The following is a 12215-nucleotide window of genomic DNA, read 5'->3' on the forward strand; positions in this document are numbered from 1 at the left end:
GCCTCCGCCGCCGCACCGGACCAGCGTCCGGGGCGGGCGGTGGACCCATCGTGGGGCATCCCGGCCGCGCCAGCACCCCCGGCGCCGAGCGCACCGGTCAGGCGGGGAGACGGACCGCCAGCAGCGCGATGTCGTCGTCCCCCCGGGTGCCCAGCGCCCCCAGCAGCCCGTCGCACATCCGGTCCAGCGGCTCCCGGCCCAGCTGCTGGAGCGACCGCACCAACCAGGCGGTGCCGTCGTCCAGGGTCATGCCCCGCCGCTCGACCAGCCCGTCGGTGTAGAGCAGCAACGTGTCGCCCCGGTGCAGCACGAGGTCGTGGTCGCTGCGCGGGACGCCGGAGGGGATGGCCCCGAGCAGCCGGTCGGGCGTCCGCTCGAGCACCTCGGCGCTGCCGTCGGCCCGCACGAGCAGCGGAGGCGGGTGGCCGGCGTTGGACCAGCGCAGCGGCACGGCGTCCGCCGAGAGCCCCCGCACGTCGACCGTGGCCACCGCGACGGTCACCAGCGTCTCCAGGGACAGCCCCGAGAGGACGTCGTCCAGCGCGGTGAGGGCACCCGCCGGCGAGGTGTGCCCCGACCGGGCGAGTGCCCGCAGCATGCCGCGGGTCTGCGCCATCGTGGCGGCGGCGGGGGCGTCGTGCCCGGCGACGTCGCCGATGACGAGCATGGTGGATCCGTCGGCGAGCGGGAAGGCGTCGTACCAGTCCCCGCCCACCTGGGCCTCCTGTGCGCCGGGCAGGTAGCGCGCGGCGGTCTCCAAACCGGGCACCCGCGGGGCGCTGCCCAGCAGCGCCCGTTGCAGGCTCTCGCCGGTCCGGACGACGGCCCGCGTCGCGGCCGCCTCGGCGCCGAGGCGGGCCACCTGCGCCTCCCGGCGCAGCCGCAGGTCGCACGTGACCGCGGCGAGCACCCCGCCGAGGGCGACGGCGACCAGCCGGACCGTCTGCGCCACCCCCGTCTCGGCCGTGTACTGCTGCCCGTAGAGCCCGAGCAGGGTGGCGACGACGAAGGCGAGCGCTGCGTAGACCACGGTGGACCGGCGGTCGAGGAACGTCGCCGCGGCCAGGGGAGCGATGACGCTGAGCCCCAGGACCACCTGGTCACGGCCGCTGGCGATGTCGGCGGCCACGACCAGCAGGAGCACGAGCGCGGGCAGCGCGACGACGACACGCCCCGACCGGTTCACCACGTCCCCCTCGTCCGGCCCAGCGGTGCGGCGGGCTGTCGCCCTCAACCTAGTGGACGGCGACCGTTGTCCCGCGGTCCCGCGCTGACCACCGCCCTGGTCAGCGCCCCGGGCCCGGCATCCGGTCCACGGGGGGACGCCGGGGGGCATGCGATCGGTGCGCCGGCGTCGTGGTGCACCCGGTGCAGGCGGTGCCGGTCGGCACCGCCGTGCGCAGGGGATCCGGGCTGCGGTCGGTGTCGGTGCGTCCCCGCGCCCGAGGTCCCGGGAAGGCGTGCCGGGCAGTGGCCGAAAGCCATTCCACGCCAATCGATGACCGTCCCGGAATTGTCGACTCGGTGACTCGAGTTTCTTTTGGGACAGGAGTCAAGAATGGGTGAGGCGTTGCCGAGAACTTGGTTGTCGATGCACTGGCCGGTGCCGATGACCCAGGTGATCGGCACCCGGGCGGGCTGGCCGCTGAGAGAAGAGGACCCAGGCAATGCGCAAGTCGCGCGTTCTGCTCACCGGAGTCGCGGTTGCCGCTGCCGGCGTCACCACCTCCGCCTTCACCGCCAGCAACACCGTCCCGCAGAGCACGGCCGGCTACGCCGCCGCCTCCGTCACCGGTGCGACCGTCTCGGACATCGCCTACGTCCTGGACACCGCCGACCGGTCGCTGGTCGACGCGATCAACTTCGAGGTCACCGAGGACATCACCGGCATGCAGGCCTACCTGACGCTCCGTACCGGCACTGCCCCCGGCACGGTCGTCGGCACCCCCATCCTCTGCACGGTCGGTGCTCGGGGGACGGGCGTCTCGCCGATCACCTGCCCCACCCCCGATCAGCCGCTCGTCGGGTTCAACTCGATCGGTCTGACGGTGGCCCAGTAATCCTTCTCCGGAACGGGCGGTGGGGCCGGTAGGCCACCCGCCCGGCCGAAGTCGGGTGCCTCTCCCATGACTTCCACGTCCAAGGTCGCCAGCACCAGCGCGGTTCTCGCGCTGGTGCTGGCGACCATGTGGTTGTTCTGGCCCACGGCCCTGGGTGGCGGCACGACCTACGTCACCACGCACGGCACCAGCATGGAGCCCGCGTTCCGGACCGGGGACCTGGCCGTGTTGAGCGCGGCCGGCAGCTACTCGGTCGGTGACGTCGTCGCCTACCACAGCGACGCCCTGGACACGATCGTCATGCACCGGATCGTCTCCGCGGACGCGACCGGTTTCGTGACGCAGGGGGACAACAACGCCTGGCTGGACGACGACCGCCCCACGGCGGACGAGATCCTCGGCCGGCTCTTCGTCCGCATCCCGCAGGGTGGCAAGGCGCTCGAGGCGATCAGCTCCCCGTGGGTCCTCGGGGCCGTCGGCCTCGCGGCCTCCCTGGTCCTGGGCTCCACGCGCCGGAGCGGCGGCGGACCGCGCGCCCGCGCCCTCCGCCGACGGCTGCCGGCCCTGCGCGCGCCGTCCTTCTCGGTTCCGTCCTTCTCCGTGCCCGCGGTGTCGTTGCCCCCGGTCTCCGGCGGGTCCGTGCCGATGCGCGTCCGGGCCCGCGCCCGCCAGACCGCACTGGGCGCCGCGGCCGCCGCGCTGCTGGCCGCCGTCGGCGCCGGCGTCCTGTTCGTCCTCCCCTCCACCGAGACGGTGGAGGACACCCTGCAGGTCACCCAGCAGGGCCGCTTCTCGTACACCGGGACCGCCGAGCGCGGCACCACCTACCCCACCGGTGCAGTGACGACCGGGGACACCGTGTGGACCAAGCTCGCGACCGGCCTGACCGTCTCCTTCGAGGACAGCGTCACCGGCCCCGGCCTCGCCGACCTCCGGGGCGCGCTGCGCCTCGACGTCTCGGTGCGGGCGGCCGACGGCTGGACGTCCTACCTGGGCAGCGGTGCCGTCGTCGGCTTCACCGACGGGGTGGCGACGGCGTCGGTGGACGTCGACGCGGCCGGTGCGTCGGAGGTCCTGGGCCGGCACTACGCCGAGGTCGGCGTCTCGGGGAGCACCGCGACGCTGGTCGTCACCCCCACCGTGGCCATGACCGGGACCGCCCGCGGCACGGCTTTCGAGGCCGCGGCTCCGGCGGCCCTCGACTTCGCGCTCGACCCGACGTCCCTCCGCCTGGCCGGCGACCCCGACACCGTGCTGACGACGACGACCGACACCGCCGTCCCGGTGGCTGCGGTCGCCCCCCGCTCGTTCGACGTCCTGAGCCTGTCCGTCCCGATCGGCGTGGCGCGGGGCCTCGCGCTCGTCGTGATGGCACTCGCGCTGGCCGTCGCCGCGGCCGGGGCGGTGCTCGGCCGGGCCGGCCGCGGCGCCGCAGACGACTTCCTGGTCCGGCACGCCGACCGGATCGTGCCGGTCGGCGCGTTCGCTCCGGGCGGGACCGTCATCGACGTCTCGGATGCCGAGTCGCTCCACCGGGTCGCCGAGCGCTTCGACACCGTCGTCCTGCACCACGCCGGTGCCGAGGAGGACGTCTTCGCCGTGCGCGACGTCGACGCCACCTACCGGTTCGTGGTCCCGGGTGGGGCGGCGGCCCGGCGCGGCAAGCCGCCCGTCCCGGCGCCGTCCCGGGCGCGGCGGTCGGCCGCGGCGGAGGAGGACCTCACCGCTCCGCTGCCGCCCGTGGGCCTCCGGACCCTGCTGGCCTGATCCCCAGGAACGACTTCGGGGAAGCAGGGCTCCGGAACTGCGTCCGGACCCCCACTTCCCCGAAGCAGGCCTTGCGTCAGCTACGCGGGGCTGTCGTCACGCCTTGCCACCCGCGTGACTCCGCGCCCCGGTCCGCTCCTCGCTCGTTCCTCGCTGCGATGCTCCCGGGGCTGTCGTCACGCCTTGACGATGGCGGCCACCGGGCCGCCACCCGAGGGCCCCTGGTGCACCGCGGCCACCGAGACGAAGACGGCCGGGTCGCCGGTCACCGAAGCGGTCACGCCGCCGACGCACGCCTTGATCTGGCGGTGCCAGGAGACGTCCGAGTCGTCGAGCATCGCGTTGCGCCGCCCGCGGACCTTGCCGTCCGGCGAGGCCTCGCACTTGAGGAAGACGTTGACCAGCCGGTCGCCGAGGTCGGTGTGGTGCGGGCGCTCGGGCAGCTCCAGGCCGGCGTCGCGGATCGCGTTCCAGATGCCGTCCTGGTCGAGCGCGTCGGTCATCACCGAGTGGCCGACGCGGTACGCGCCGCCGTGCCCGCGGGCGTTGCCGACGACGACGATCTGCGCCCGGTCCAGCTCCACGCCCGACGAGCAGGAGGCGACGGCGCTGTAGAGGGAGAGATCACGCATGATCTGCTCCTGCTTCGGCAGCTCGATCTCACCGAGCGCCACCGCGATGCCCAGCGCCGTCGTGCCGTTGGAGATGTCCATGGAGCCGTGCGGCTCCTCGAGGACCGTCGTCTCCCCGCGCTCGTGGGCGTCGCGGATCGTGTCGATGGTCAGCAGCGGGGTCTTGGTCTGCACGTAGTGGACGTCGGCCGGGTCGGTGATGCCGGCGGCCGCCATCGCCTTCTTGACGCCGTCGGCGACCTTCTCCACCATCGCGACGCGGCCGATGTCCTCGGGCAGCAGGACGTCGCTCATCGCGTAACCCACGGTCAGCCGCGGCTCGTCGGTCTGCTCGACGGCGTCCTCGGGGAGGGTGGCGAAGATCGTCGCGTGCGGGCTGATGACGCCGTCGGTGCCACCGGACCACACGATCGGGATCTGCTTGACCTCCTCGGCCGACCGGCTGCCCTTCTCCTGCAGCACCTCGCGGAACGCGCGGTCGGCGATGATCCGGGTGTAGTCGTTGATCCCGCCGTTGCCCTCGGTCTTGCCGATGACGGCGATCACCCGGTCGGCGTCCATGACGCCGTCGTCGATGAGCTTGGCCAGCTCGGAGGCGTCGCTGACGTTGTGCAGCGGGACCTTGCGGACCTCGATCGGTGCGGGCATGCGGGTTCCCTTCAGGAGTTGGTGACGACGGTGCCGACGGAGTCACCGCTGACGGCGTCGGCGATGTGCTCGAGCGAGGTGACGACGGCGCGCCGGCCGCCGTGGGACAGGAACCGCAGCGCCGCCTCGACCTTGGGCCCCATCGAACCGCGGGCGAACTGCCCGGCCGCGGCGAGCTCGCGCATCTCCGCCGCGGTGGTCCGGCCGAGCGGGCGCTGGTCGGGCGTGCCGAAGTCGACCATCACGTTCGGGACGTCGGTGGCGATGACCAGGGTGTCGGCCTCGACGTCCCGGGCCAGGATGGCCGCGGTGAGGTCCTTGTCGATGACGGCTTCGACGCCGCGCAGCGCGGGCCGGACCCCGTCGTGGTCCCGGCCGTCGTCCACCACGGGGATGCCGCCGCCTCCGGCGCAGACGACGACGAAGCCCGCGCCGGCCAGGGCGTGGATCGCCGCGGAGTCGACCACGGCCAGCGGCTCGGGCGAGGCGACGACCCGGCGCCAGCCGCGCTCCCCGCGGTCCTCCCAGGTCTGGCCGAGCGTGACGAACCGGTCCGCCTCCTCGCGCGGGAGGTAGCGGCCGACCGGCTTGGACGGCTCGGCGAAGTGCGGGTCGCCGGCGTCCACCAGCGTCCGGGTGATCAGGCCCGCGGTGCGCTGGGGGAGGTCGCGGGCCTGCAGGGCGGCGTCCAGCTCGTCGGCGAGGGTGAAGCCGATCGTGGCCTGCGTCTGCGCGACGTTCCAGTCCAGCGGCACCGGCGGCACCTCGTGCGCGGCCAGCTCGTTCTTCACCAGCAGGTTGCCCACCTGCGGGCCGTTGCCGTGGGTGAGCACCACCTCGACGCCCGCGGCGACGACGTCGGCGATGTGCGTGGCTGCCTCGCCGAGCGCGGCGCGCTGGGCCGCCGGCGTCGCGGAGCCGTCGGCTCCGGTCATGGCGTTGCCCCCGAGGGCGATGACCACGCGGCGGGACGTCACCCCGCCGACCCTAGCCGGGTTTTCCTTAGCGGTGAAGTACCTGACGGGATGGGCTCACCGGGGTTCCGCGGGCGGGTCGTCGCCGGCCGCGATCGCCCGCTGGGCCCAGGCGACGTCTTGCCACCGGCCGTGCTTCCAGCCGATCCGCCGGTAGGTGCCGATCGGCTCGAAACCCAGCGCCGCGTGCAGGCCCTCGCTCGGCTCGTTCGGCAGCGTCATCCCCGCGACGGCGGTCCGGTAGCCCCGGGCCGCCAACCGCGCGAAGAGGGCCTCGTACAGCGCCCGCCCCCCGCCGCCGCGCCGTCGCCCGGTCTCCAGGTAGACGCTGACCTCGCACGACCAGCGGTAGGCGGCGCGCTCCTTGTACGACCCGGCGTAGGCGTAGCCGACGACGCGGCCGTCGTCCTCGAGCACCACCCAGGCGTGCGCGTCCAGCGCCCTCGCGATCCGCCCGGCCATCTGCTCGACCGTCGGTGGCTCGGTCTCGAAGGTGATCGCGGTGCCGGTGACGTACGGCGCGTAGATGGCCGCGCACGCGGCGGCGTCGTCCACGGTGGCGTCGCGGACGGCCGGGGCGGGAGCATCCATGATCATCAACGTAGGGGCCTCCAGCCCGGGCCGGAGGTGACGTCGACCACCTGTGACCGGCCGTCGGCCCGCTGCGGTGCCGGATCCCGAGGGGTACCGCTAGCGTCCCGCGCCGTGCCCGCCGCCCCGTCGTCGACGACCGTCGCCGGGTTGGTGACCGCTCTCGTCGGGTTCCTCAGCTCCTTCGCGGTCGTGCTCACCGGCCTCCGCGCGGTCGGAGCCTCCCCGGCGCAGGCAGCCTCGGGGCTGGTCGTCCTGGCGCTCGCCATGGGGCTGGCCACCGTGCTGCTCGCCCAGCGCACGCGGATGCCGATCACCGTGGCCTGGTCCACGCCCGGGGCCGCCCTGCTGGCGACCGCCTCTGCGCCGTCCTGGCCGGTGGCCGTCGCCGCCTTCGTCCTGGTCGGCGCGCTGGTCCTGCTCACCGCGGCGTGGCCCCGGCTGGGCAGCGCGATCGGCGCCATCCCGCCGGTGCTGGCGCAGGCGATGCTGGCCGGCGTCCTCGTCCCGCTGTGCCTCCAGCCGGTCCGGTCCGCGCTGGAGATGCCCTGGCTGGTGGTGCCCGTCGTCCTGGTCTGGGCGGTGTTGCTGAAGTTCTCCCCGCGCTGGGCGGTGCCGGCCGCGTTCGCGGTCACCCTCGGCATCATCGGCTGGCTGGCCTGGCGCGAGGGCGGGGTCGAAGCCTCCGCGCTGGTCCCGGCGCTGGCGTGGACGACGCCGGACTTCGGCTCCACCGCGGTCATCGGGCTGGCGCTGCCGCTGTTCCTGGTCACCATGGCCTCGCAGAACGTGCCCGGCATGGCGGTGCTCGCGGCCTACGGCTACCGGGCCCCCTGGCGGCCGGCCATGGCCGTCACCGGTGCCGGGACGGTCCTCGGCGCCCCCTTCGGCGGGCACGCGATCAACCTGGCCGCCATCAGCGCGGCCCTCGCGGCCGGGCCGGAGGCGGACGCCGACCCGGGTCGCCGCTACCTGGCCGCCCGCACAGCGGGGTTGGCCCACGTCGGCTTCGCGCTCGTCTCGGCCGCGATCGCCGCGCTCGTCGCCACCGCTCCGGCGGGCTTCGTGGCCGCGGCCGCCGGCCTGGCGCTGTGGCCGGTGCTGGCCGCGTCGCTGAGCGGGGCGCTGGCGCGGCCCGAGGACCGGATCCCCGTCCTCGCCACCTTCCTGGTGGCGATCAGCGGCATCACCGTGGGCGGGATCGGGTCGGCGTTCTGGTCGCTGGTCGTCGGGCTGGCCTTCTGGGCCTGGTACCGGCCGCAGCCCGTCGTCGCCGCCTGAATCGCGGCGTCAGCGGCGCCAGAAGTCGAACCGGTCGCGCCCGGGCCGGAAGCCGGCCGCCTCGGCCACGGCGACCGCGAGGTCGAACTTCTGCCCGACCGCGGTGGGGGCGTGCGCATCGCTGCCGAAGCTGACCGCCTCGCCGCCCTCCTCGCGGAACCAGCGGACCTGGTCGGCCGAGGCGAGCGGGCTGCTGGTGTTGATCTCCAGCGCGCGGCCGCTGCCGGCCAGCGCGCGGAACACCGCCCGGTACTCCTCCTCGTAGTCCTTCTCCACGTACCGGTGCGAGCCACCGGGCCAGTACCGCCGCGGGAAGTCGACGTGGGCGAGCACCTGGAAGACGTCGCTGCCCTCGATCATCCCGACCATCTCGCCGAGGTAGCGGCGCATCGTGGCGTCGGCGTCCACGTGCAGCAGCCGGCCGACGCCGACCAGCCGGCCGTCGTCGCTGAGCGAGTGCAGCGAACCCAGGATGCGGTCGACCGGGGAGCTCGCCAGGTGGCGGGCGATGCTCGCGGCGAACAGGTGCGGCTCGCCGGTCTCGACGCCGGACCAGATGCGCAGCTCCGGGAACCGGTCGCGCACCTCCTCGAGCTCGGCGAAGTACCCCTCGACGTCGATGGGCAGCTGGTGCGCGGGGTGCCGGTCGACCAGCCCATCAGCGGTAGCGCGGTCGTCGGCCTCCCAGACGGTGAAGTCCAGGTGCTCGGTGAAGGCGATCGCGGGCAGGCCCTCGGCGATCGCCCGCTCGCACGCCCGCCGCATGGTCGAGGAGTCCGGCGTGTCCCACGACCAGTGGGTGTGCACGTGGTTGTCGGCCGGTCGCTGCCCCTGGTGGTGTGCCATCGCCTGTGGATTCTCCACCGTCGTCCCCCGGTCGCGCGCGGCACCCGTCCTGTCGTCGGGCGCACCTACTGTCGTCGGCATGAGCACCGCTGCCCCGCCGTCCTCGATCGCCGACGAGGCCCTGGAGATCCTGCGGGAGCTCACCGGCCGCCCCGACGCCGTCTTCCGCGAGGGGCAGGACGCCGCCGTCGCCGCACTGGTGGAGCGTTCCCAGCGGGCGCTGGTCGTGCAGCGCACGGGCTGGGGCAAGTCCGCCGTCTACTTCGTCTCCACCGCGCTCCTGCGCCGCCGCGGCGCCGGCCCGACGCTGCTGGTGAGCCCACTGCTGGCGCTGATGCGCGACCAGGTGGCCGCGGCCGCCCGCGCCGGCATCCGCGCGGTCGAGATCTCCAGCGCCAACATGACCGAGTGGGACGACATCGCCGCCCGCCTGGCCGCGGACGACGTCGACGTCCTGCTCGTCTCGCCCGAGCGGCTCACCAACCCGCGCTTCCGCGAGGAGCAGCTGCCCGGCCTGGTCGCCCGCTGCGGGCTGGTCGTCGTCGACGAGGCGCACTGCGTCTCCGACTGGGGGCACGACTTCCGCCCCGACTACCGCCGCATCCGCGACCTGCTCGGCACCCTGCCCGAGGGGACGCCGGTCCTCGCCACCACCGCGACGGCGAACGAGCGGGTGGTCGCCGACGTCGCCGAGCAGCTGGGCGCCGGCGGCGTGGAGGTCACCACGGTCCGCGGCCCGCTCTCCCGCGATTCGCTACGGCTGGGCGTGCTCCGGCTGCCCAGCGACCGGGCGCGGCTGGCCTGGCTGGCCTCCCACCTGGCCGATCTGCCGGGCAGCGGCATCGTCTACACGCTCACCGTCGCGGCGGCCGAGGAGACGGCCAACCTGCTCCGCGACGCCGGGCACGAGGTGCGCTCGTACACCGGCCGGCTCGACGACGCCGACCGCAAGGACGCCGAGGAGGCGCTGCGGCGGAACGAGGTGAAGGCCCTCGTGGCCACCTCCGCGCTGGGCATGGGCTTCGACAAGCCCGACCTGGGCTTCGTCGTCCACCTCGGCGCCCCGTCGTCGCCGGTCAGCTACTACCAGCAGGTCGGCCGTGCGGGCCGCGCCGTCGAGCACGCCGACGTCCTGCTGCTGCCCGGGCCGGAGGACATCGCCATCTGGCAGTGGTTCGCCACGTCGTCGATGCCGCGGGAGGACCACGCCGCGGCGGTGCTGACGGCGATGGCCGACGGCAAGGCCTGGTCGGTCGCGCGGCTGGAGACGGTGGCCGACGTCCGCCGCTCGCGGCTCGAGCTGCTGCTCAAGGTGCTCGCCGTCGACGGGGCGGTGGAGCGGGTGCAGGGCGGCTGGCGCGCCACGGGGCAGCCGTGGGTCTACGACGCCGACCGCTACGCCCGCGTCACCCGTACCCGGGAGGCCGAGCAGCGCGCGATGCTGACCTACGCCAAGCCGGTCGACGAGGCCGAGTGCCGCATGGCCTTCCTGCAGTCCGCGCTCGACGACCCCACCGCCGCACCGTGCGGGCGCTGCGACGTCTGCACCGGCCCCTGGTACGCCACCGACGTCCCCGAGGCGGCGTCCCAGGCGGCGTCGGCCGCTCTCGACCGGCCCGGGGTGGAGCTGGCACCGCGCGCCATGTGGCCCACCGGCGCCGACCGGCTGGGCGTCGACGTCAAGGGCAAGATCGCTCCCTCGGAGCAGCTGGAGAACGGCCGCGCCGTCGCCCGGCTCACCGATCTGGGGTGGGGTCAGCGGCTGCGCTCCCTGCTCGGGGACGACGGCGTCGGGGGCGTGGTGGAGCTCGACCTCGAGGCCCCGAGCATCGAGGAGGACCCGGACGCCGCGTTCGACGTGCCCGTGCGCCGCTCGGTCTCCGACGTCGGGCCGGACGAGGAGCTCCTGCGCGCGTGCGGCCGGGTGCTCGCTGCCTGGGATTGGAAGGAGCGGCCGGCGGCCGTGGTGGCCATGCCCTCGCGCCGGCGCCCCCAGCTGGTGCAGGGAGTGGCGCAGGGGCTGGCCCGCATGGGCCGGTTGCCGTACCTGGGGGAGCTCTCGCTCGCGCACGGCGGTCCCACCGGCCAGCCCGGCGGCAACAGCGCCTTCCGGCTGGCCGCGGTGTGGGACCGGATCGTCGTCGGCCCGGAGCTGCGCGAGCAGCTGGCGGCGGTCGACGGCCCGGTGCTGCTGGTCGACGACCTCGCCGACTCCCGCTGGACCATGACGGTCGCCGGTCGCGAGCTCCGCCGGGCCGGGGCGTCCGCCGTGCTCCCGTTCGCCCTGGCCCTCACCGCCTGACCCGATCCCGTCCCCGGCTGCCTTGCCGGGCCGACCGTTGTCCACAGGCTTTCGCACACATGTGCGAAACATCGGGGTAGCGTGCCGGCATGACGCTGGCGCACCAGCCCTCGATGTGGGACCTCGCCGAGGAGGCGACGCTCGAACCCCTGGACGGCGTGGTCCGGCACGCCCTCGGCCGGGGGGCGTGGGTCGACCACCTCCCCGGATGGGTGTCCGGCTCCGACGAGGTGCTCGAGGTCCTGCTCGGGGACATCGGCTGGCGGGAGGACCGCCGCCAGATGTACGAGCGCGAGGTCGCGGTCCCGCGGCTGCTGCGGTGGTACTCCGGCCGGGAGGAGCTGCCCCATCCGCTCCTCACCGAGGCGCGCGCGCAGCTGAACGACCGCTACGGGCCCGAACTGGGCGAGCCCTTCATCAGCGCGGGGATGTGCCTGTACCGCGACGGCCACGACAGCGTGGCCTGGCACGGTGACCGGATCGGGCGTGGACGGTCGGCGGACACGATGGTCGCCATCGTGTCCTTCGGCTCCCCTCGTCCCCTGCTGCTCCGTCCGGTGGGCGGAGGCGAGTCCCTGCGCTTCCCGCTGGGGCACGGCGACCTCGTGGTCATGGGTGGTTCGTGCCAGCGCACCTGGGAGCACTGCATCCCGAAGACCACCAGGCCGGTCGGGCCCCGCGTCAGCGTCCAGTTCCGGCCGCGCGGCGTCGCCTGACCTCCGACCGCAGCGGGAGCCGGCGCCCGCGGTCCGGGGCCTGCACCGCCCCACGGCGACAGGCGGCCGGCGGGGTCGGGGGAGGCGTCCGGACCCCCCCTGCACGACCCCCCGGAAGGCGTGTATGGTTCCTCCTGCACCGAGCGAGAACGGACCGGGCCGCGAGGCCAGGGAAACCGCCGGAGGAACCCCCGAGGTTCAGCCGCTGCGGAGCTCGGTATACATTGAGAAGACCGCCTCGAGCGAAGGCCAAGAAATTGGCCGGGTTTCGTGCGCGTCCGCTCCTTGAGAACTCAACAGCGTGCCGAAAGTCAGTGCCAAGTAATACCCCGTGCCCTGGCCACTGTGTGGTTGGGGCTGGGATTCCTTTGGTTGATTGATATCGCGAGTGTCAGCTC

Annotated in this window: 11 protein-coding genes; 5 read left to right on the forward strand and 6 right to left on the reverse strand. The window is 74.4% G+C overall.

The annotated features are described in order from the left end of the window. Positions 1-97 precede the first annotated feature (97 nt). Complete coding sequence (locus ACI79T_RS16640) at positions 98-1186, reverse strand: PP2C family protein-serine/threonine phosphatase (protein WP_456611194.1); 1089 nt, start codon at positions 1184-1186, stop codon at positions 98-100. Between the two features lie 481 nt (positions 1187-1667). Between ACI79T_RS16640 and ACI79T_RS16645 the strand changes: the two genes are divergently transcribed. Beyond that, complete coding sequence (locus ACI79T_RS16645; protein WP_456611195.1) at positions 1668-2060, forward strand: hypothetical protein; 393 nt, start codon at positions 1668-1670, stop codon at positions 2058-2060. A 66-nt stretch (positions 2061-2126) separates the two neighbouring features. Then, the gene (locus ACI79T_RS16650; RefSeq protein ID WP_456611196.1) at positions 2127-3827 is read left to right on the forward strand and encodes a signal peptidase I; all 1701 of its coding nucleotides are present in this window, start codon (positions 2127-2129) and stop codon (positions 3825-3827) included. Between the two features lie 176 nt (positions 3828-4003). On the opposite strand, the gene bar is transcribed toward ACI79T_RS16650, so the two are convergent. From bar to ACI79T_RS16665, 3 genes are read right to left on the reverse strand one after another with little or no spacing between them, the layout of a single operon-like run. Beyond that, positions 4004-5107: a barbiturase gene (gene bar / locus ACI79T_RS16655; protein WP_456611197.1), complete on the reverse strand. Its 1104-nt coding sequence runs from the start codon at positions 5105-5107 to the stop codon at positions 4004-4006. Between the two features lie 11 nt (positions 5108-5118). Further along, positions 5119-6084, reverse strand: coding sequence for a carbamate kinase (locus ACI79T_RS16660; protein WP_456611198.1), 966 nt, complete (start codon positions 6082-6084; stop codon positions 5119-5121). A gap of 54 nt (positions 6085-6138) precedes the next feature. Next, positions 6139-6672 (reverse strand): N-acetyltransferase family protein, encoded by a 534-nt coding sequence (locus ACI79T_RS16665; RefSeq protein WP_456611199.1) that lies wholly within the window; start codon positions 6670-6672, stop codon positions 6139-6141. Between the two features lie 114 nt (positions 6673-6786). Between ACI79T_RS16665 and ACI79T_RS16670 the strand changes: the two genes are divergently transcribed. After that, entirely contained in the window at positions 6787-7953 is a 1167-nt protein-coding gene (locus ACI79T_RS16670) for a benzoate/H(+) symporter BenE family transporter (protein WP_456611200.1), read from the forward strand. 9 nt (positions 7954-7962) lie between these two features. Here ACI79T_RS16670 and ACI79T_RS16675 read toward each other — a convergent pair whose 3' ends face one another. Beyond that, positions 7963-8799 carry a PHP domain-containing protein gene (locus ACI79T_RS16675; protein ID WP_456611201.1) on the reverse strand — a complete coding sequence of 279 codons (837 nt, stop codon included), beginning with the start codon at positions 8797-8799 and terminating at the stop codon, positions 7963-7965. 79 nt (positions 8800-8878) lie between these two features. Between ACI79T_RS16675 and ACI79T_RS16680 the strand changes: the two genes are divergently transcribed. Together ACI79T_RS16680 and ACI79T_RS16685 are read left to right on the forward strand one after the other, a co-directional pair. Continuing rightward, positions 8879-11101, forward strand: a complete 2223-nt coding sequence (locus ACI79T_RS16680) for a DEAD/DEAH box helicase (RefSeq protein WP_456611202.1) — start codon at positions 8879-8881, stop codon at positions 11099-11101. Between the two features lie 89 nt (positions 11102-11190). Further along, the gene (locus tag ACI79T_RS16685; protein WP_456611203.1) at positions 11191-11817 is read left to right on the forward strand and encodes an alpha-ketoglutarate-dependent dioxygenase AlkB; all 627 of its coding nucleotides are present in this window, start codon (positions 11191-11193) and stop codon (positions 11815-11817) included. Between the two features lie 198 nt (positions 11818-12015). On the opposite strand, the gene ACI79T_RS16690 is transcribed toward ACI79T_RS16685, so the two are convergent. Continuing rightward, positions 12016-12215 (reverse strand): hypothetical protein (locus ACI79T_RS16690; RefSeq protein ID WP_456611204.1); only part of this gene is annotated, 200 nt, incomplete at its 5' end.

Source organism: Blastococcus sp. SYSU DS0619, from assembly GCF_054051035.1.